Here is a 20,224-nt window from a genome sequence, read left to right on the forward strand (position 1 = left end):
TCGCGAAGCGTGTTGGCGGTGTTCAGTCGGAGCGAAGGCCAAGAAAGTGCCCTCGCGGAGCAGGTTGGCGGTGTTCAGTCGGTGCGAAGGCCAAGAAAGTGCCCTCGCGGAGCAGGTTGGCGATGTTCAGTCGGTGCGAAGGCCAAAAAAGTGCCCTCGCGAATCGAGTCAGCTGTGCTCCATCGGTGCGAACTCTATTAGTCGATCGTCACCACCATTTTTAATAAATGAGGGTTTCTTTTTGTCCCAACTTTTATTACTCATAAATCAATTTTTAATTTTAATGTGAGTTATAAATAATCTTTATTAGTTAACTATTGCATTATTTATGACTCATAAATATAATTATGACATAACATATGCGGGAGGATGAGCGAGTGCGAGTCGGTCTTAGTGGAACAGGACGAATAGGCAGGTTATGCATACGTAAAGCCTTGTCGCTAAAGTCGCGAGATTTTGAATTAACGGTCATTAATACGACTAGTCCGGTGGAAACGCTGGCACATTTGCTTCAATACGATACAGTTCATGGCAAATGGGATGCGGAAATCGAGGTCGATAAAGGCCAATTAATGATCAACGGCAATCGTATATCCATCGTTTCGGAGAAAGATCCAAGCTTAATTCCTTGGCAGGCGCATGGCGTTGAACTCGTCATAGACTCGACGGGAAAATTTAACAACCGTCTTGCGATGGAGAAACACCTGTCAGCCGGAGCCCAAAGAGTGCTTATAACAGCACCGGGAAAAGATGTCGATCTGACAATCGTGATGGGGGTTAATGAGGATGGATATGATCCGTCGAAGCATCGCCTGCTTTCTGCCGCCTCTTGCACTACGAACTGTTTGGCCCCGGTTCTCAAAATTATGGATCGAGCTTTCGGGGTAAAACAGGGATGGATGACGGCGGTGCACGCGTATACCAACGACCAGAACCATATGGATAATCCGCATAAGGATTTGCGGCGCGCCCGTTCTTGCGCGAGTTCCATCATCCCGACTTCTACGGGAGTGAGCAAGTCTTTAATCGATGTTCTTCCGGGACTGGCTCCGCGTATTAAAGGAATTTCCGTGCGCGTTCCGACCCAAGACGTCTCACTGCTGGATTTGCAGCTCGTTTTAACGAGTCCCGTACAGGCCGCAGATGTAAAAAAAGCTTTTCAAACCGCGATTACTGGAAAGTTGGGAGCTTACATCGATTATAACGAGCTGCCGTTGGTTTCTTCGGATTATATCGGTAACGATAAATCGGCCGTTGTTGATGGGTTAAGCATTATGACGCATGAGGATCAGGTGAAAATATTAGCTTGGTATGACAATGAATGGGCTTATGCCAGTCGAGTCATCGATGCCGCTCGCTTGATTGCCGAAGTTGAAAGACGGCTTCTCAAAGGGGGAGAACCATGCGTAACCACGACAGCGTGAATACGAAGAACGAGTTGGGGATGGTTATTTGCAAAGTATGCAACGAAGTCCTTTATACTTTGCCGACGAATCGCCTGAAAAAGTTTTATGTGGTTTGCCATAAAGAGCAGTGCGTAAGTAAAACCAGAGAGGGCGATATGAAATGACGTTGAAAATGGTCTATTCTTTTATCGAAGGAAATGCGAAAATGAAAGCTTTGTTGGGAGGAAAGGGTGCGAATTTAGCGGAAATGACTCGAACGGGTTTGCCGGTTCCTCCCGGTTTCACCATTACGACCGATGCATGTCATGCTTTCTTTAAAGCAGGCAATCGTATATCCGAAGATCTTCAACAACAAATTCAACTTGGGCTGAAGCAGCTTGAAAGAGAAAAGGGTCAAATATTCGGCGACCCGTCCCATCCTCTCCTAGTATCCGTTCGATCGGGATCCATAACCTCGATGCCCGGTATGATGGATACGATTCTAAATCTCGGATTAAACGATGAGACGGTAAAAGGATTAGTGGCATTAACCAATAATGACCGTTTCGCTTATGACTGTTACCGGCGGTTGATCCAGATGTTCGGCAGCGTCGTTATGGGTATTGAGGCTTTTAATTTCGAGCGTCTCTTGATTCGTCTGAAAAAAAATCTCGGCGTCGGGCAGGACCAAGAGGTTACGGCGGATGGTTGGCGACAACTCATTGCCGAATACAAGCTTTGCGTAAAGGCATATTCCGGAGTCGATTTCCCGCAAAATGTGTATGACCAGCTCAAATTGGCCGTGGAAGCCGTTTTCAAATCATGGCATAACCATAGGGCGCAAGTATACCGCAAAATCAATCGAATTCCGGATGAACAAGGAACCGCCGTTAATGTGCAAAGCATGGTATTCGGCAACATGGGGGACGATTGCGGTACCGGCGTCGTATTTACGAGGAATCCTTCGTCAGGTGAAAATGCTTTGTTCGGCGAATATCTCATCAATGCTCAAGGCGAGGATGTCGTTGCAGGCGTGAGAACCCCGCAAACCATTGAAACGCTGAACGATAAACTGCCTGAAATATATGACCAGCTTGAGCGAGTGTGCAAGCAATTGGAACAGCATTACAAGGATATGCAGGATATCGAGTTCACGGTTGAAAACGGGAAGCTGTACGTGCTCCAAACGAGAAATGGAAAACGCAACGCCCAAGCGGCATTAAAAATGGCCGTCGACCTCGTCTTGGAAGGCGTGATTAGCCGGGAGGACGCTTTGCAAAGAATCGAAGTGTCCCATCTCGACCAATTGCTTCATAGGGGAATCGATGAAAGTGCGGTTACTGACGTGTTAGCGGTAGGACTGCCGGCTTCCCCGGGTGCCGCGATCGGTGTCGTCGCGTTCGATGCGGATACCGCCGAAGAATGGCATAAATCAGGTAAACAGGTGATCCTCGTTCGCTCCGAAACGACACCGGAAGATATTCATGGCGTACTTGCAGCGGAAGGCGTTCTTACCAGCCGCGGAGGAATGACTAGTCACGCTGCGGTTGTGGCACGGGGAATGGGCAAGCCGTGCGTTTGCGGTTGTGAAGGCGTGCGCATTGATTTGCAAGCTAGGCGGATGTTCGCAGGTGAACGAATCATAGAGGAGGGAGACTGGATTACTTTGGATGGGGTGAGCGGAAGAGTCATCCGAGGTGCCGTCCCCTTGAAAGAAGCAACCGTGACGAACGAGCTTCTCCAGATTTTGCAGTGGGCCGATCAAACCCGCAAATTACGAGTTTACGCCAATGCGGATAATCCCGAAGACGCGGAAATCGCACGCGGCTTTGGAGCGGAGGGAATCGGGTTGTGCCGGACGGAGCATATGTTCTTCGCTCCATCTCGTTTGGCGGTCATGCAGCGAATGATCATGGCCGACTCCCTGGAAGAACGCAAGGCAGCGTTGGATCAGCTCTTGCCTATGCAGCAATTCGATTTCGAGGGTATTTTTAGAGCGATGGATGGGCTTCCCGTCACCATTCGGCTGCTCGATCCGCCTTTGCACGAATTCCTGCCCAATGCGAACGAGTTACAACAGAAGCTTCAGAGCACGGATTCTGAAGAGGAAAAGGCGCAACTGCAGCAAATGATCCGCAAAGTTAATGCCCTGCATGAATCGAATCCGATGCTGGGTCAGAGGGGCTGCAGATTGGGTATCGTTTATCCGGAAATCTACGATATGCAAATCGAAGCTATTTTCAAGGCCGCGTCTGTGTGCATGGATGAGGGAGTTGCCGTACATCCGGAAATTATGATCCCTCTTGTCGGAGATGCGAGCGAGTTGAGAATATTGCGGGAACTCGTCGATGACGTGGCCGAACAAGTGCTCAGCGCTGATAAAAATGGGGAAAACAAGTATAAGGTTGGGACGATGATCGAAGTGCCGCGCGCCGCTCTTACAGCTCGGCAAATCGCGGCCCATGCGGACTTTTTCTCGTTCGGGACGAATGATTTGACGCAAATGACTTTCGGCTACAGCAGGGACGATGCCGAAGGTAAATTTTTATCGCATTATCTGGACAAAAAACTTCTTCCTCATAATCCGTTCCAAGTGCTAGACTCGGAAGGGGTAGGACAATTAATCGAGCTTGCAGTAACGGCAGGACGCGCTTTGAAGCCGACGTTGAAAACGGGGATTTGCGGAGAGCATGGAGGGGATAAGGATTCCATCGCTTTCTGCCATCAAACCGGATTGGATTATGTCAGTTGTTCTCCGTATCGGATTCCGATGGCTAGAATAGCCGCCGCCCAAGCCGCGATCGAACAGAAGAGCCCGGCGGAGAAGCAAACGGAAGCAAAAGCAGTGTGATCCATCAATCGGATCGGTTACAATGGTGGAAGATGTACAACTCAATGGGAGGGGACAACGATCGAACTATCATCCCGCCAATTGGATATCATCGAATTGGTCCAGAAACGCGCTCCGATTACAGGAGAACAAATCGCTGAATTTCTCGGATTAAGCCGGCCCACCATCCGGTCCGATTTGGTATTGCTTGTGATGTTGGGTTATATCGATGCGAAGCCTAAAGTCGGTTATTTTATCGGTAATACCGTGATGAAACAGAATTCCGAGGTTACCCAAATTACGCAGCGACTTGTCCATGAAGTGATGGGTATCCCCGTGGTTCTTCGGGAAACGGCGACCGTAAGCGATGCGGTCGTCACTCTTTTTCTCGAAAATGTAGGAAGTCTTATCGTCATTGACGCATCCGGCGCGCTGGCTGGTATCGTCTCGCGAAAGGATTTGCTGAAGGTGACGCTGGGCAACGCCCAGGCTTCTTCCGTTATGCTTAATATGGTGATGACCCGTTATCCCAACATCGTCACGGTATCCCCTGACGACACGGTCCGCGAGGCGATACGCAAAATGATTTCACACCAAGTGGATGCTTTGCCTGTCGTACACCCTATCGATCCATCGGAAGGTCCGCCCAAAGTAGAAGTGATCGGCAGAATAACGAAAACAACCATAACGAAGTTGCTGTTCGATGCGACTGCGGGCGATTTATAGGGGGAATACAGGTTGAATGAACAAATAAACACCATCTTTGTTTGCTCCGATTCAGTAGGGGAAACCGCGGAGGCTGTCGTTCGCGCGACGGTTCGACAATTCGATACCGAGAACGTGAACATTAGGCGTTGGGCCCATATCAAATCAGAAGAAGAGATTCGTAAAATCATGGAAGAGGCCGCACGAATCGGCAGTTTTGTCGTGTACACGCTTGTTCTTCCCGAATTGAGAGAGATGATCCGGCAAGAGGCCGTCCGTTTAAAAGTGTTTGCCGTGGACGTTATGGGACCTGTGATGGAAGCTTTTATACATACGTTCAACTTTTCTCCGAAACAAAAGCCCGGCCTTCTTCACCAATTGGATCGGGAGTATTTCAAAAGGGTAGAAGCCGTTGAATTCACGGTAAAATGCGACGATGGGCAGGACTCGGCTTCCTGGAAACAAGCGGATCTTGTATTGCTTGGCGTCTCGAGAACGTCCAAGACACCGTTAAGCATCTTCTTGGCGCATAAAGGCTACAAAGTGGCCAACTATCCGATCGTTCCGGAAGTCAAGCCGCCTATGGCTCTGTCCGAATTGAAGGACTGCAGATTCATTGGGTTGACTATGAGAGCGGAAAGCTTGGTTAATATTCGAACGGAACGCTTGAAAGCGATGGGGCTGCCCTCCGGAGTCACCTACGCTTCATTGGAACGTATTGTCGAAGAATTGGAATATGCCCAATCTATCTTCCGGCAGCTAGGTTGCATTGTCGTAGATGTCACGGAACGGGCGATTGAAGAGACGGCGGGGACGATCATGGAGGCTTTGGCTTTCGAATCGAAATAGTGAAAAATGCACGCAGCGAGAAGATCGCCGCGTGCATTTTTATTGTCGCAAACGAATTACTCGATTTTATCGACTAAGTCCCCGCCGCTGCGCCCCCCTGAGACAGAATTACACGGTTTTTCCGTCTAACTCCCCGCCACTGCGCCCCATTGAGCCAGAATTACTCGGTTTTTCCGACTAACTCCCTGCCTTTGCACCCCAGTGAGCCAGAATTACTCGGTTTTTCCGTCTAACTCCCCGCCGCTGCGCCCCCCTGAGCCAGAATTACACGGTTTTTCCGTCTAACTCCCCGCCACTGCGCCCCACTGAGCCAGAATTACACGGTTTTTCCGTCTAACTACCCGCCGTTGCACCCCAGTGAGCCAGAATTACACGGTTTTTCCGTCTAACTACCCGCCGTTGCACCCCAGTGAGCCAGAATTACTCGGTTTTTCCGTCTAACTCCCCGCCGTTGCACCCATTGAGCCAGAATTACTCGGTTTTTCCGTCTAACTCCCCGCCGTTGCACCCCATTGAGCCAGAATTACTCGATTTTATCGACTAACTCCCCGTCTTTAGTCTTCTAACCAACAATCATCCGGAACTTAGCCATTCAATCGGTTGCTCTGAGCTATCCCATGGTAATAAATCCGCAAGCTTAATTCTTTGGCGCTCTGCTTGACCCAATCTTGTGCACTTTGCCACAACTCATCGGTCAGCCGTGTCTCGGGGATGGAAATGCCGATCGCGGCTACCGCTTCATTATTGGCATTGCAGATAGGAGCCGCCGCGCAGCGGACGCCTTGAACGGCTTCCCCATAGCTATAGAAGAGGCCTCTTTCGCGTGCTTCCCGAATCTGTTCGAGCAGCTGGTCCAAATCGTTGATCGTCGATTCCGTCAGCTTGCCCAGCGATTTATCGGAATAGATGGAGGCGATTTCGTCATCGGTGTATTTGCTTAACATTGCTTTACCCATCGCAGTGGAATGGATCGGAAGCTTCATTCCCATATGGGAAACGAACCGGACGGGATGGCTGCTTTGCTTTTCGGAGACGTAGAGGATCTTATCCCGGTCCCTGATCGACAGGAACACCGCTTCGTTAATGTCGCCTACTATTTTCAATGCGATTTGCTGAAACTCGGAGATCAAATCCGTGTTCCGAGTATATTTCGTCGCGATTTCCAGCAGCTTGTGGCCTAGGCGAAACTGTTTCTCGCTATTATCGCTCTCCAGGTATCCCCGCTCCAGCAAGTTTTGAATGATCTTATAGGTGCTGCTCGTCGGCAAGTCCAGTCTCCGTGATATTTCTACCAAATTGAGCGGATGCTGTTCATCGGCAAGCAACTCCAATATATCCAATACACGGTCTGCAGATTTAACAAAAGCGACCTGTTTCCCAGCGTTTTCCACAAAAATTCCTCCTGTGAAAACAATTTCTTAATGGCAATAAGATACAGCTAAATTTACAGTAATAATCAAAAATTGTCTAACAGCTTATTTCATATTGTAAGCATACATCATAAATCATAAATAGAAAATTATTTTCTTGATATAAAATATATGCTTTGTTATTATGGAAAAAAATCACTACACGGGAGGAATTCAAATGAAAGTATTCGAAACTTCAAAATCAAAGTTCGCGCAATCCCGCAACTATCTTGCCGGCGGCGTAGCCAGCTCTTTGCGTGCTTCAATGAAGCCGGTTCCGCTTTATGCAGCTTCAGGAAAAGGTTCGCACATCCGGGATGTCGACGGCAATGAGTACGTTGATTACATGTTGGCTTACGGTCCATTGATTCTCGGACACGCGCATGACGGCTTAACCGAGAGCATTCTTGAAGCGATGCGCAAGGGATATACTTATGGCGTTCAGCATCAGGGGGAAATCGAACTCGCACAGCTGTTATGCGAAGTACTGCCTTGCGCGGACAAAGTGTCGCTCAGCGGCTCCGGTACCGAAGCGGTCATGCTGGCGTTAAGGTTGGCTCGCGCTCACACGGGCAGGAGCAAAGTTATTCGTTTTCACGGTCACTACCACGGCTGGTCGGACGCCATTTTCACCTCTTTTCCGAGCGCGGATATGAAAGGCCATGCGGCCAATAATGATTCAGCGGTTTCACCGGGGACTAACGGACAGAGCGCTAACAGCTTGTCCGATGTCATTTTGCTGCCATGGAACGATAAAGCTGCGCTTGAATCGACGCTCCGTACCCGGCATTTCGAGATCGCTGCTGTTATAACCGAACCTGTTATGTGCAACTCGGGCTGTATTCTTCCTGAGGATGGGTACCTGGAATTGATTCGGGATCTCACTAAAGAGCTTGGAATCGTGATGATTATGGACGAAGTCATTACGGGATTCCGGCTCGGAATCGGCGGCGCCCAGGAGAGATTCGGCATTACGCCCGATCTCGTAACCGTAGGCAAGGCGCTCGGCGGAGGCATTGCGATTAGTGCGGTCGGCGGCCGGGAGGCCATTATGAAGTTGGTGGATGACGGGGTAGTCAGCCATCTCGGAACCTTGAATGGTAACGGCGTGTCCACGGCGGCGGCGATTGCCACGATCCGCGAGCTCCGCAAAAATAATGGGGCCGCTTTCGCCCATATGGAAGGCTTGACCGGTACTTTGGTTGAGGGCATCCGTTCATTATTCAAGCAGCACGAAGTGCCGGGAATCGTTAATCAAATCGGTCCCGTATTTAATGTCATGTTTACGGAAGAAGCGGAAGTCCGGGACTTCGCCGCTTACAATAGACGCGATTCGGCCAAATACGCCCGCTTCGCCGAGCTGATGCTGGATGAAGGAGTGCTCGTTCGTCCGAACGGATTGTGGTATATGTCGACTGCGCACGGCGAAGCGGATATTGAGAAGACGCTTTCGGCGATCGACAACGTGCTCCTGAAGTTAAAATAAACTGAAGTAAAGGCGGAGGGAGATTCGGATGAGGCTCTTAGTAGCGGGCGTTTTCCACGAGACTAACACATTCGCTCCAGGGAAGACGGAAGTCGAGAATTTTCAAGGTGAATGGGTAGAGGGGACGGAAGCCTACTTCGAACGATACAAAGGAACGCGGACGAGCATGGGGGGATTAATCGACGCGGCCGCCGCCGAGAATACGGAGCTGGTATGCGGAGCTTATTTGTCCGCCATGCCGTCAGCTATGGTGTCTGCTTCAGCCGCGGAAGCGCTTCTTGAAAAGGTGGTTTCCACGGTTGATGCGGAAGTCGACGGTATTATCGTCATTCTGCATGGGGCTATGGTGGCAGAAGGGATTGCCGACATGGAGGCTGAAGTCCTTCGTCGCATTCGGGCGAGAGTTGGACTACATGTGCCGATCGCGATTACGTTGGATATGCATGCGAATGTCAGCCAGGAGATGTTGGATCAAGTGCAGATCGTGACCGGCTATGACACTTACCCGCACGTCGATCCTTATGAACGAGCCGTCGAAGCGCTTGTGCTATTGGCACGTACGGTGCGGGGAGAAATTACACCCGTCCAAGCGCTTGCCCGGCCGGGAATGCTGGTCGTGCCGCCGGTGATGCTGACCGATGAAGCGGGTCCGATGGTGGAACTGATGGAAAGGGCATTCGAGATGGAGCGGGAACCGGGCGTGCTCAGCATTATGGTTGCGGGAGGATTTCCATACAGCGACGTGCCGGCTGCAGGCATGGCTTTCGTCGTTACGACGGATGGAGATTCGGCGCTTGCGCAAAAGCTGGCCAATGAGCTTTCATTCATGGCTTGGGAACGACGGGAGCGACTTGTAAGCCCGGCCTATCTGCCGGCGGATGCCCTGCGATTAGCCATGGAAGAGCCGAAAGGCCCGGTTGTCCTTGTCGAAGGCTCCGATAATGTCGGGGGCGGAGCTCCCGGGGACGCGACATTCCTGCTCGAGCATTTGATCAACGCCTCGGTTAAGAGCCTGATCGTAATTTATGATCCGGAAGCGGTTAAGCTTGCCCATAGGCTTGGAGTCGGCGGAATGTTTGAAACCGAGATCGGCGGCAAAAGCGACCGGTTGCATGGCAATCCGGTTGCCGTTCGAGGACGAATTCGGTTGCTATTCGACGGGAAGTACACCCACATTGGCCGTTATATGACGGGTCAGAGAGCGGATATGGGGCTGACCGCCGTTATTGAAGTCAATCAATTAACGATCATTGTTACGGAACGAAGGACGGCACCTTGGGATCCCGGACATGTCGTTTCCCTTGGGCTGCGCGCAGAGGACTACCACATCATCGCGGTTAAAGCGGCAATCGCTTGGAAGACGGCGTTCGGGGACATTTGCACCAAGTCTATTCTCGTCGATACTCCCGGCTGCTGCGCGGTGGACGTGCACCATTTTAACTATAAGCAAATCGTCCGGCCGATCTATCCGCTCGATCGTAAATAACGAGATGAGGCTGCTATTGAGATAATCAATGGCAGCCTTATCTCCGTTCGTCTATCGAAGCGCGACAGCAGCTTGTTGACCTATTCTCCGGGAGCAGATTTACTCCTCCGCCCATGCGTTTGGATATCGCCCCCTGACGGTCACACGACGGGAATCGGATACGCCCAAGGGAGATCCGGATCCGGATCGGCCGCGTCCTTATAGGTGCTGATCAACGCCCAGCGGTCTTTGCCGGAAACGTTCGAATATGAAGCATGTATCGTCAAATCGTGGAAAAAGACCGCCGTGCCGACCTTCGCCGGGATCGCCACGACTTTGCTTTCGTCGATATCCTCCGGCCGCAGCCGACTGGCGAAGCTTTCGCGGCTGTCGATATGGAGGGCGTGGCTGACCGCCGTTCGATGCGAGCCGGGAATCATGCGCAGACAGCCGTTCTCCGGCGTCGCCTCGTCCAGCGCGATCCAGACGGAGAGCTTATGGCTGCCCTCCCAGTACATCCAGTCCTGATGCCATGGCGATGCGAAATCTTTCTTTGCATCTTTGGCTACCACTTTGTCCGACAAAAACAGCGCCTGCTCTCCGATGATCGCCTTCAGCACCTCGGCAAGACGCGTATCGACCGCCATCCGCCGGAACAACTCGCTCTCCTTCGCCAACCCGACGAACACGCCGTGCATGGCATAGCCGTCCGCCTTGCCCGCCCCGTCCTTCCGTTCGACAATGCGCCGAATCTCCTCCTTGCACGCTTTCATCTCATCCTCGCCGAACAATCCCTGGATGACGACATACCCGTCTTGCTCGTATTGCCGAGCCCATGCTTCCTTCATGTTCCGTTCCTCCCAGTGTGCATCGTATGCGAATTGCAGTGCCGTTTGCAGTCTCATTATGCAAAACGGTGACCGCCGCCGTAAATGCCCGATTTGCAACTGGATATCGCAAAAGGAATCTCGCGAATTGTCATAACCCCCAATTCGTACTATGCTGGTGGAAACCCCATACATCGAAAGGAATGCTGAGCATGCACGTTAATTTCGCCCCGAAGCTGCATCCGTTCCCGCTGCCGCTGCTTGCGCTGAACGCCGGTTACCTGAAGCTGACGCGCACCGATTACGAGCCGAACCGCTGGCCTTTTTACCAGTTCGTCTGCTGCTATCAGGGTCATGGGACGTTTCATACGGAGAACGGCGTTCACCGACTGTCGCCGGGCACGATGCTGCTGATCAAGCCGGGCTGCGTTCATCGTTATGCGAAGGAAGACGAAATGTGTTATTTGTCGTGGGTATCGTTCGAGGGCGCTTTGATCGGGCAATTGTACGCGGATTGCGGGTTAAGCGCCGACGCCGCATACGCCATCGTGCACGATCGGACGCACCCCGCGCTTCATCTGGAGATCATGTCGGTGTTCGAGCAGGTCGACGATCCGTTCGCGCTAGGACGCATCTCCGCGATTCTGTACAAGATCGCCATCGAATATTTGCTGCAGATGCAGGCCAACACGGGGAGCGGCCGGAGCGCGGACAAGCCGGACCCCATCGCGGCGGCGGTCGACTGGATGAAACGGCATGTGCAAGTCCCCGTCGACATCGCGCGGCTGGCGCAGGAGCAGGGTATGTCGCGGCAGCATCTGAACCGGCTGTTCCGGCATAAGTTTGGCATTACGACGCATGAATATTATAGGGGACTGAAAATCGCACAGGCGCAAAAGGATTTGGCAGAGTTATCGGACAAGCCGGTCAAGGAAATCGCTTCCGGTCTTGGTTATGTCAGCGCCAGCCATTTCATCGACGTGTTCCGCAAGGCGACTGGCATGACGCCGGTTGCTTTTCGGGCATCGGTCATGCGCCGCCAATAGAGAGAATGAAATTTTAGGCAAACGTTTTCCAATATTTTGGTTGAAGAAAGAGTCCGATGGGCTTAGAACGTTGGTGTTTCTGAGGAACCATAAGCATTGACTTCCATCAAAAAGGGTCCTTATAATTAAAATCAGGAAAACGTTTGCCCAAAATATTGCATGCAAACGAGCAACGGCACTCCAGCGCGGTAAGGAGGAGTACATGGTCACCATCAAAAAAGTCGCCGAAGCGGCGGGAGTCAGCGTTTCCACCGTATCCAGGGCGTTGACGGGAAGCAAGAAAGTGAATGAAGCGGTGAAAAAAAGGATCATCAAAATCGTGCAAGAGCTGAACTATACCCCGAATTTATCTGCGAGAGCGCTTACAGGCAAGGGGACGAAGCTGATCGGCATGGTCGTTCCGGAAGTGGAAAGCAATTACTACGCCCAATTGATCGATCATGTGGAAACCGAACTGAGCGCCAGAGGGTATGCGCTTATGATTGCGACTACCGGTTTTGATTCGGAAAAAGGCTTGAAAACTCTCGACATTTTAATGGGCAGAAATGTAGACGGAATTCTGTACGCCGATTTGATCGGGAAGGGGAACAAAGGGCTTTTCGAAAAAAGCAAAATCAACCTTAGCTGTCCGACGATATTTTTCGATCCCGTGAGCGAGATTGCCGGGCGGGAGTGCGTCGTCATTGACGAAGCACATGGGATTGCGTTGCTGGTTCGCCATCTTGCGGAACTTGGACATCGGTCGATCGGCTTTATTGGAGAAGCCCTTTCTAAGGAAAGGAGACTGTCGCCTTTTCGGAAAGCGCTTGCGGATTCGGAGCTTGTATTCGACGAGAAATTCGTCAGAACGGATGGAGCAGAAAGATTCGAACTCGGCGGATACTTGAGAATGAAGGAACTTATCGCGTCCGGCGAGCTCCCGACGGCCATTATCGCTTCGTATGACTACATTGCGATCGGCGCGATGAAAGCGCTGCACGAGCATAGCATAAGAGTGCCTGAAGATCTATCGATAGCCGGATACGACAACATCAGAGAGTCCGAATATGTATTCTCCCCTCTGACCACGATATGTCCGCCGATCAAGGAGGCAGCTTTCCGGGCGGTCCATATTCTTACGGAAGCGATCGAGAACGAGAGACAGAGCCTTGCGGCCAGAACGGTGTTCTATCCCGAGCTTGTCGTCAGGCAATCGACGGGCGTTCCCGGGAAACAATCCATATCGGCGGGAAACTAAATCTGTCTTTGCGAGGTGGAGGGACAATGTTGCTCCGGAAAAGACGCGCTTCCATTTTCACCAAGCTGAGTTTAACGTTTCTTGTTTTTTTGCTGCCCTTTTATATGATGACGCTGCTGTTAAGCCAGCAGGGCGGCAAAAACATCCGCAGCGAAATCATGAAATCTTCGATGAGCAAAGGCAGCTATTATATACAATCGCTCGACCGGGAAATCGATCGCATTCTGAAACAGATGTACGAGATGATTGCGGATCGGGATCTTATGCTGCTGGGGATTTCCTCCGATCTGAAATCCTACGATCTTCAGCAGATCGTAAACGCGCTGCAAAAGAGATTGAGTCTGCTTAAAGCTTCCAGCCTGTACGTGGAAGAACCGATGATTTATTTGCCGCTCATGGGGCGAACGATTTCGGATTTCTCGGCCTCCGAAGGAAGCGGGCTGTCCGCGGAGGAGCTTGAACGGCTCGTTCGCAACGCCAATCCTGATCGAGTGATGCGGACGAAGGACGGCCGGATCTTCATGAGCCTGGGCTATCCGCGTAATCCGGTCGCCAAGCGCCAGCCGCTTTATGTCATCATTGTCGAACTCTCAACCTCGCGGATGCTTGAAAATATGCAGGGCGCGAGCAACATGGAACAGGGTAATCTCATTCTTGCCAATCCGGCGGAAAACTGGAGTATTTCGGACGGCAAGGACGAGGAGCTGTCGCAGCGGATCAAATCTTTATTCCCACTTGTGCACTCGGAAAACAACCTGTCCGGCGTACGTTCCTTGAAGGTCGGCAAGCTGAATTATTGGATAACTTACGCCAGTTCCGGACGGTTCGGCACCACATGGGTCGAATATGTGCCGGAACGGAATGTGCTTGGGGAACTGAGGCGGTATGAGACGGGAATTTATTTGCTGCTGTTTTTTTCTATTGTCGGCAGCCTGCTGTTCTCCTTGTCGCTGTATCGCATGATTCATGCTCCGCTGCGCAAGCTGGTGTCCGCCTTCCGATTTGCCGAACAGGGCAGTTTTATTACTCTGCATGTCGCGGAAGCGAAAAATGAATTTTTCTATTTGCTTAATGGATTCAACCAGATGACCTCGCGGTTGAAGGTGCTGATTCAAGAAGTCTATGAAAAGGGAATGATGTCCCAGCGGTCGGAGCTAAGGCGGCTTCAAGCGCAAATCAATCCGCATTTTCTGTACAACTGCTTCTTTATTCTCGAAGGGTTGATGGAAGATGAGGAGCATCGCAAAGCGCGCAGCTTTGCCCGCTTTCTACAGCAATACTACCGTTACATTACACGCGATGCGGAGGATCATATTGCGCTGGCGGAAGAGATGGAACATGCGCGTAATTATCTGGGTATTCAGATCATTTGCTACAAAGAGAACATTGACGTCGAATTCGAGCCGCTTGCCGACCAAAGCTGCTCGTTAAGAGTGCCGAGGCTAATTGTGCAGCCCATTATCGAGAATGCTTACAAGCATGCTTTCGTTTCCGTCAAAGGCGCGTTATGGATTCACAGCAAGATCGACAACGGATATGTGCGCATCTTCGTGGAAGACGACGGGAAAGGGCTGAAGGATGAGGAAATCCTGATCTTGTCGGACATGCTTCGCGTCCGTTCGTCCGAACGGGACGAATCCACCGGGTTGATCAATGTTCATCGCAGGCTGCAGCTGAAGTTCGGCGCGGATTGCGGATTAACGTTGTCCAGATCGCAGCTTGGCGGTCTATGCGTCGTCTTGACGATGAAAATGAGCGAGGAGGAATTCGCATGTACCGGATGATCATCGTGGATGACTTACCGGTCATCGTCGATCGGATCGCGCGTCTAATCGGCAGTCAAATCAACCTGCGGCTCGAGCTGTATCAGGCCTACTCCGGCCAGGAGGCGCTGCGCATCGCTACGCAGGTTCATGTCGATATTGTCTTGACGGATATCCGAATGCCCGGAATGGACGGCATGGAGTTGCTACGGGAAATTCGGCGGCATCGGCCGAGATGCAAAGTCATCTTCCTGACGAGCTACAATGAATTTCAGTATGCGAAGGAAGCGATATCGGGCGGCGGTTTCGACTTTCTGCTGAAATTCGACAGCGACGCCTCCATCATACGGTCTGTAGAAAAGGCTGTTGCCGTGACCGAGGGCGAGTATGAAACGATGCATCTGCTTCAGGAAGCGGAGCTGCGGCAGCAACAGCTGCTGGCCTTTCTGCAAGAGCAGTTTGTACACGATTTGCTGAGCGGAAGCGCGAATCCGGATACGGACCATCTTGCCGAGCGGCTGCAAGAGTTGAAAGTCGGCCTGAGCGCAAGCTTCCCCGTATATGTATTGGTGGCGCGCATGGACGAACCTTCGGATGCGATTTCTCCGTCCGAACGAAAGCGGAAGATGGACACGGTGCGGAACCGGGCCGCCAGACTGCTTAGCGGCCAGGCGGAGACGATCTCCGTCGCTTTCGGCGAATCTCAGGCGGTCTGGCTGCTGCAGCCGAAAGAAGGCTTCAATGCACGAACTTGCGGCGAGGTGTCGGAAGCGGTCCGGGAGCAATGGAGCGCTTCGTTGTTCCGCCTGCTTGAGCAGATTCAGTCCGCTTGCCGCGAGGAATGCAAGCTATCCCTGATTTTGAGCGATAAGTCTGTCCCATGGAGCGATCTGAGGGAAGCGTTCGAATCCTTGCAGTCCCTGTTGCGCCGACATGCCGCCGCTGGCCGGGAAGCGCGGCTGACGGATCGCAGCGCCAGAGAGATCAAGGAGCCGGGCAAGCCGAAAGCCGTCGTCTGGCTTAACGATTATATCCGGCAGCATCTCGGCGACGACCTCAGTATGACCCGTCTTGCCGAGATCGTGAACCTGAATCCGGCGTATCTGTCGCGGCTGTATATCCAGACGACGGGAACGGCCATCTCCGATTATATCAACGCGCTCCGACTGGACAAAGCGAAAGAGCAGCTCGCGCAAACGCACCTCAAGGTGTACGAAATCGCCGGGCAGCTCGGATACGATTCGGCGCTGTCGTTTGTCCGGTTCTTCAAAAAACATATGAATATGACGCCCCAGGAGTATCGCGAGCAAACGATGCCTCCTGCGGAAAGCTATAAGAAGGAAAACAAGTCCGATCCCAAATAGTATAAAAATGCATATAGAAGTGTCGGAATGCATATGGAAACGCGTTTGCCCGGTTTGCTACACTGCTTGCGTAACTCCGGATTCGCACGATAAGGGGGAGGAGCAGGATGAACTGTACGATTGCGCTGGGCCGGCAGGCCGTGCCGCTCGAACGCAAAGCCGCGGAGATGTTTGCCGACAGATTCCGAGTGCGAAGCGGGCGGGAGGCGAACGTCTGCGACGAAGGAGAAGGAGAAGGAGAAGGAGAAGAGGCAGGGGGAGCGCAAGGTGAATGCCTGATTGTCGTCGGCACGCCGGCAAGCTCCGGAGCGATTCGAGAAGCGGTCGCGAACAGCGAGCTGGATTTGCCGTCTTCGCTCGGAACGGAGGGGTTCGTGCTACGTTCGCGCCAGATAGCGGCTCGTCCCGCGTCATTTATGTAGCGGCGAATGAGGCTAACGGCGTGCTTTACGGATTAGGGAAATTGCTGCGGCAAATTCGATTTCTGGACGGGAGATGCGATTTGCCGGAGTTGCAGTTGACATCCAGACCGGATAAAGCGATGCGCGGTATATATTTTGCCGCGCATTTTGGCAATTGGTATTGCCTTACTCCGCTAAGCGAAATTGCCGCGTATCTGGAGGAATTGGCGCTATGGGGCGTCAATGATCTGATGACGTGGTTCGACTTGTCCAATTATTCCGATCTGCAGAACGGACAGTCCATGTTGGACAGAATCGAATGGATCATGCAGTATGCCGGACAGGTAGGCATGAGGACGACACGCGTCTCGGTATCCAACGAAGGTTTCTCCGGGCAAGTCGGTTTGGGGAGGCCGATGCTCGCGCGCAATGCGTTCAACGATACCGATTACCATCCGTTGCGCGCTGTCGATCGTGCATTTGGCGGCATGGATACGGATATATGCCCGTCGCAGCCGGACGGCAGGAAGCTCGTTTTACACAATAAGGAGCGCTATTTTTCACAACTGCAGCATGTTGGTTCTGTCGTGTTCTGGCCGTACGATCCGGGTGGCTGTAATTGCGAGCGATGTTTGCCGTGGCCGGGAACGTTCATGTCGTTAAACCGCGAACTCGCCGAGAGGATCGGACGGCTTCATCCGCATGCGCGTTTCCATGTGAGCGCTTGGTGGTTCGAAGCCCACCGCGAAGGTGAAGATGACGCTTTCTTTACGCAATTGGAAAAGGACAGCAAGCTAAGTGCTTCATGGTTCGACTGCATTTTTGTCGGACATGCGGAAGCCGCAAGATGGAAGGACGCAGGACGAACGGTGCCCAAGCGTCATCCGCTCGTGCTGTTTTCGGAAATCAGCATGTTCGATGCGATTCCGTGGGGCGGCAAAGGCGCTAATCCCGCGCTGCACAAATTTATGGACGAGTTGGATCGGCTCGGCGATTATATTGACGGAGCGATGTGCTACTCCGAGGGGATCTACGAGGATTTGAACAAGGTGGCCATTGCGCAAAAACTGTGGGACGAAAGGGTAAACCCCGGGGATATTGCGGCTGAATATAGCAACTATTATTTTGGCGCCGACTGTGCCGAACAGGCCTCGTGGTACGTCTGCAAACTGGAGGAGTTGGTGAGCGATCCAAGCATCGGTTCCATGACCGCGCATGAACTGGAACAGCAAGCCGGCGAAGTCGAACGGTCCATGAAGGAATGGGCGAGAAGCGACTGGCGCTGGCAACTCCTCCGGCTGCGCGCTGCCATGCAGGCGCGAATCGATACGTTGAAATCACTTGGCGAACACCCCGCTTTGCTCTCGGATCGGAGAGAGGTCGTTTACAAGGAATTTGAGGTTTTGTATGACGATCTGCAGTTCAGACTTTATCGCCATCATCCGAAGGATTCCTTGCAGCCTTGGATTTACGCGCCCGCCAGCCAGGCCATATCGGCATTTGTCGGCAAAACGGACTTGGTCAATCTGACGTCCCGTAAATAGTATTCAAATGCATATAAAAGTGTCGGAATGCATATGGAAGCGCATTCTTTACGTTTGTTACACTACTTGCGTAGGCAGTTGTCAGGCTCCGGAACGGCAGCTGTCTTCCTAAAATTGAGACAGGGGGAATGGTAAGTGTCAGTTGGACTTAAGAAGACAAGAATCATTACGAGCATTGCGCTCGCTCTGGTGTTAATGTTGGTAACGGCATGCAGCAAAACGGAGAACAATGCGGCTGAAGGCTCCAAATCACCCGAGGCCAGCACGCCTGCGGCCAGTGCGCCGGCGGAAACGCAAGCAGAAATCGATCCCAACGCGAAATTCGACCCGCCGGTCACCGTTACGACGGTTCGGGCAATCAACGCTGCGAGCATGACGTTTCACGAAGATGAATCCATTGACAAGAACGCGGTGTACGATTCTTATTTGCGGGATGACGGCGTTATCATCAAGAACGACTGGGCCGTAGACGTGAAAGCTTATGACGAGAAGCTGAAGGTCAGCATCGCGTCCAACACCTTGCCCGACTTTTTCCTCGTTTCGGCTGCGCAATTGCCGCAATTGCTTGAGAACGACATGATTATGGACATTACGGACGTGTATAACAAGTATGCCAGCGAGGCTACGAAGAAAGTATTGACCGGCGATGGGGGCGCCCAGATGAAATCCGCCACCGTAGATGGCAAGCTGATGGCGATTCCCGTAACGAACAGCCCCTTCAATTCCGCGCAATTCGTCTGGCTGCGCAAAGACTGGCTGGATGAGATGAACTTGCCCGAACCGAAGACAACGCAGGATTTGCTGAAAATTTCCGAGGCATTCGCGACCCGGGATTCGGGTGGCAAAGGGAAAGTATACGGGATGACCCTGAATCAGAACATTATGTGGAATACCGGCTTGTATAACCAGTACCACGCCTATCCTTGGTCCTGGGTAAAGGACGCCTCCGGCAATCTCGCGTATGGAAGCATCCAGCCCGAGATGAAGGCGACGCTCAAGCAACTGCAGGATATCTACAAGGCGGGGCAGATCGATCCCGAGTTTGCGGTGAACGACGACAATAAAGCGATGGAGCTCGTCGCGAACAACCGGCTGGGCATGCTGTTCAACCAGTTCTGGTATAGCGCGATCCTGCAGAACACGATCGTTAAGGACAATAAAGTCATGCAAAACTGGAAGGCGTACATGCTGCCTTCGATCGATGACCAACCGGCCAAGACGCAGGTGACCGCAAGCGTCGGCGCTTATTATGTCATCAACAAGAAAGCGAAAAATCCGGAAGCCGTCATCAAGCTGCTTAACCGCTGGTGCGACGTGCTGACGGGAGGCGTGCTTAAAGAAGGCGATCCGAAGTCCGAGTATAACTGGGGCAAAGAGCGTAAGGACACGGGCAAGGCGTACTACGGAATTAACCCGATCATCGTCTATTTGACCGACGTGAACGTGCAAGGCGGACAATATATTCCGGAGGCGCTGAAAACCGGAGATACTTCGAAAATCGAATGGAGCGCCGATTTGCTCGGCCGTTATAAAGCCAACAAAGACTACGAGGCGGGCGATTTGTCCAAATGGTACGAGACCCTGATCTCGGGCGACGGCGGCACGTTCCAGGGCATGTACGAATACTTTAAGCAGAACAGATACCAGTATGACGAGTTTTACGGCGCTCCGACGCCGACAATGACGGAGAAAATGGAATTGCTCAACTCCAAGGAAAAAGAAGTCTTCACCAAAATTGTTATGGGAACTTCGCCGATCGATGCGTTCGATACGTTCGTCAACGATTGGATGAAGCTGGGCGGAGAGCAAATTACGAAGGAAGTCAACGACTGGTACAAACAGCATCAATGATGGGCTACGCTGCCGGAGAGCGAAGGGAACGCCTTCGTTCTTCGGCAGTAGAACAAGGAGGC

At 52.1% G+C, this 20,224-nt stretch carries 16 protein-coding genes; 14 read left to right on the forward strand and 2 right to left on the reverse strand.

Annotation, left to right across the window (positions count from 1 at the left end):
• Positions 1 to 377: 377 nt before the first annotated feature.
• From gap to K7P76_RS07095, 5 genes are all read left to right on the forward strand, one after another.
• A complete protein-coding gene (gene gap / locus K7P76_RS07075; protein WP_373692343.1) occupies positions 378 to 1,424 on the forward strand; it encodes a type I glyceraldehyde-3-phosphate dehydrogenase in 1,047 nt (348 codons plus the stop codon).
• A complete protein-coding gene (locus K7P76_RS07080) occupies positions 1,403 to 1,570 on the forward strand; it encodes a GapA-binding peptide SR1P (protein WP_232184521.1) in 168 nt (55 codons plus the stop codon). Before gap ends, K7P76_RS07080 begins: the two co-directional genes overlap by 22 nt.
• Entirely contained in the window at positions 1,567 to 4,236 is a 2,670-nt protein-coding gene (gene ppdK, locus K7P76_RS07085; protein ID WP_232184522.1) for a pyruvate, phosphate dikinase, read from the forward strand. The genes K7P76_RS07080 and ppdK overlap by 4 nt, the downstream gene beginning before the upstream one ends.
• 81 nt (positions 4,237 to 4,317) lie before the next feature.
• Positions 4,318 to 4,941, forward strand: a complete 624-nt coding sequence (locus tag K7P76_RS07090) for a helix-turn-helix transcriptional regulator (protein ID WP_255678403.1) — start codon at positions 4,318 to 4,320, stop codon at positions 4,939 to 4,941.
• A gap of 12 nt (positions 4,942 to 4,953) precedes the next feature.
• Positions 4,954 to 5,769: a pyruvate, water dikinase regulatory protein gene (locus K7P76_RS07095; protein WP_232184524.1), complete on the forward strand. Its 816-nt coding sequence runs from the start codon at positions 4,954 to 4,956 to the stop codon at positions 5,767 to 5,769.
• 584 nt (positions 5,770 to 6,353) lie between these two features.
• Here the strand turns inward: K7P76_RS07095 and K7P76_RS33410 are convergent.
• Positions 6,354 to 7,160, reverse strand: coding sequence for an IclR family transcriptional regulator (locus K7P76_RS33410; RefSeq protein ID WP_232184525.1), 807 nt, complete (start codon positions 7,158 to 7,160; stop codon positions 6,354 to 6,356).
• 196 nt (positions 7,161 to 7,356) lie between these two features.
• Between K7P76_RS33410 and K7P76_RS07105 the strand changes: the two genes are divergently transcribed.
• Complete coding sequence (locus tag K7P76_RS07105) at positions 7,357 to 8,664, forward strand: aspartate aminotransferase family protein (protein ID WP_232184527.1); 1,308 nt, start codon at positions 7,357 to 7,359, stop codon at positions 8,662 to 8,664.
• A gap of 28 nt (positions 8,665 to 8,692) precedes the next feature.
• Positions 8,693 to 10,150 (forward strand): M81 family metallopeptidase, encoded by a 1,458-nt coding sequence (locus tag K7P76_RS07110; protein ID WP_232184528.1) that lies wholly within the window; start codon positions 8,693 to 8,695, stop codon positions 10,148 to 10,150.
• A 140-nt stretch (positions 10,151 to 10,290) separates the two neighbouring features.
• Here K7P76_RS07110 and K7P76_RS07115 read toward each other — a convergent pair whose 3' ends face one another.
• A complete protein-coding gene (locus K7P76_RS07115; protein ID WP_232184529.1) occupies positions 10,291 to 10,977 on the reverse strand; it encodes a phytanoyl-CoA dioxygenase family protein in 687 nt (228 codons plus the stop codon).
• A gap of 191 nt (positions 10,978 to 11,168) precedes the next feature.
• On the opposite strand from K7P76_RS07115, the gene K7P76_RS07120 reads away from it, so the two are divergent.
• The 7 genes from K7P76_RS07120 to K7P76_RS07150 all read left to right on the forward strand — a co-directional run bounded on the left by K7P76_RS07120 (position 11,169) and on the right by K7P76_RS07150 (position 20,162).
• Entirely contained in the window at positions 11,169 to 12,002 is an 834-nt protein-coding gene (locus tag K7P76_RS07120) for an AraC family transcriptional regulator (RefSeq protein WP_232184530.1), read from the forward strand.
• 202 nt (positions 12,003 to 12,204) lie between these two features.
• Entirely contained in the window at positions 12,205 to 13,239 is a 1,035-nt protein-coding gene (locus tag K7P76_RS07125) for a LacI family DNA-binding transcriptional regulator (RefSeq protein ID WP_232184531.1), read from the forward strand.
• Positions 13,240 to 13,265: 26 nt separating this feature from the next.
• Positions 13,266 to 15,023 (forward strand): sensor histidine kinase, encoded by a 1,758-nt coding sequence (locus K7P76_RS07130; RefSeq protein WP_232184532.1) that lies wholly within the window; start codon positions 13,266 to 13,268, stop codon positions 15,021 to 15,023.
• Positions 15,011 to 16,366, forward strand: a complete 1,356-nt coding sequence (locus K7P76_RS07135; protein WP_232184533.1) for a response regulator transcription factor — start codon at positions 15,011 to 15,013, stop codon at positions 16,364 to 16,366. The genes K7P76_RS07130 and K7P76_RS07135 overlap by 13 nt, the downstream gene beginning before the upstream one ends.
• Before the next feature lie 107 nt (positions 16,367 to 16,473).
• Entirely contained in the window at positions 16,474 to 16,788 is a 315-nt protein-coding gene (locus tag K7P76_RS07140; protein WP_232184534.1) for a hypothetical protein, read from the forward strand.
• A 20-nt stretch (positions 16,789 to 16,808) separates the two neighbouring features.
• A complete protein-coding gene (locus K7P76_RS07145; RefSeq protein WP_232184535.1) occupies positions 16,809 to 18,311 on the forward strand; it encodes a hypothetical protein in 1,503 nt (500 codons plus the stop codon).
• A 135-nt stretch (positions 18,312 to 18,446) separates the two neighbouring features.
• Positions 18,447 to 20,162 carry a type 2 periplasmic-binding domain-containing protein gene (locus K7P76_RS07150; RefSeq protein WP_232184536.1) on the forward strand — a complete coding sequence of 572 codons (1,716 nt, stop codon included), beginning with the start codon at positions 18,447 to 18,449 and terminating at the stop codon, positions 20,160 to 20,162.
• Positions 20,163 to 20,224 lie beyond the last annotated feature (62 nt).

Origin of the sequence: Cohnella silvisoli (genome assembly GCF_021190915.1) — a bacterium.
In the GTDB taxonomy this organism is placed as follows: Bacteria; Bacillota; Bacilli; order Paenibacillales; family Paenibacillaceae; genus Cohnella; species Cohnella silvisoli.

Excerpts from the sequence above, each read along its gene's own strand:
- K7P76_RS07125 (WP_232184531.1), top strand. The coding sequence starts at position 12,205 with ATGGTCACCATCAAAAAAGTCGCCGAAGCGGCGGGAGTCAGCGTTTCC.
- K7P76_RS07080 (WP_232184521.1), top strand. The coding sequence starts at position 1,403 with ATGCGTAACCACGACAGCGTGAATACGAAGAACGAGTTGGGGATGGTT.
- K7P76_RS07120 (WP_232184530.1), top strand. The coding sequence starts at position 11,169 with ATGCACGTTAATTTCGCCCCGAAGCTGCATCCGTTCCCGCTGCCGCTG.
- K7P76_RS07105 (WP_232184527.1), top strand. The coding sequence starts at position 7,357 with ATGAAAGTATTCGAAACTTCAAAATCAAAGTTCGCGCAATCCCGCAAC.
- K7P76_RS07115 (WP_232184529.1), bottom strand. The coding sequence starts at position 10,977 with ATGAAGGAAGCATGGGCTCGGCAATACGAGCAAGACGGGTATGTCGTC.
- ppdK (WP_232184522.1), top strand. The coding sequence starts at position 1,567 with ATGACGTTGAAAATGGTCTATTCTTTTATCGAAGGAAATGCGAAAATG.
- K7P76_RS07130 (WP_232184532.1), top strand. The coding sequence starts at position 13,266 with ATGTTGCTCCGGAAAAGACGCGCTTCCATTTTCACCAAGCTGAGTTTA.
- K7P76_RS07135 (WP_232184533.1), top strand. The coding sequence starts at position 15,011 with ATGTACCGGATGATCATCGTGGATGACTTACCGGTCATCGTCGATCGG.
- K7P76_RS07110 (WP_232184528.1), top strand. The coding sequence starts at position 8,693 with ATGAGGCTCTTAGTAGCGGGCGTTTTCCACGAGACTAACACATTCGCT.
- K7P76_RS07140 (WP_232184534.1), top strand. The coding sequence starts at position 16,474 with ATGAACTGTACGATTGCGCTGGGCCGGCAGGCCGTGCCGCTCGAACGC.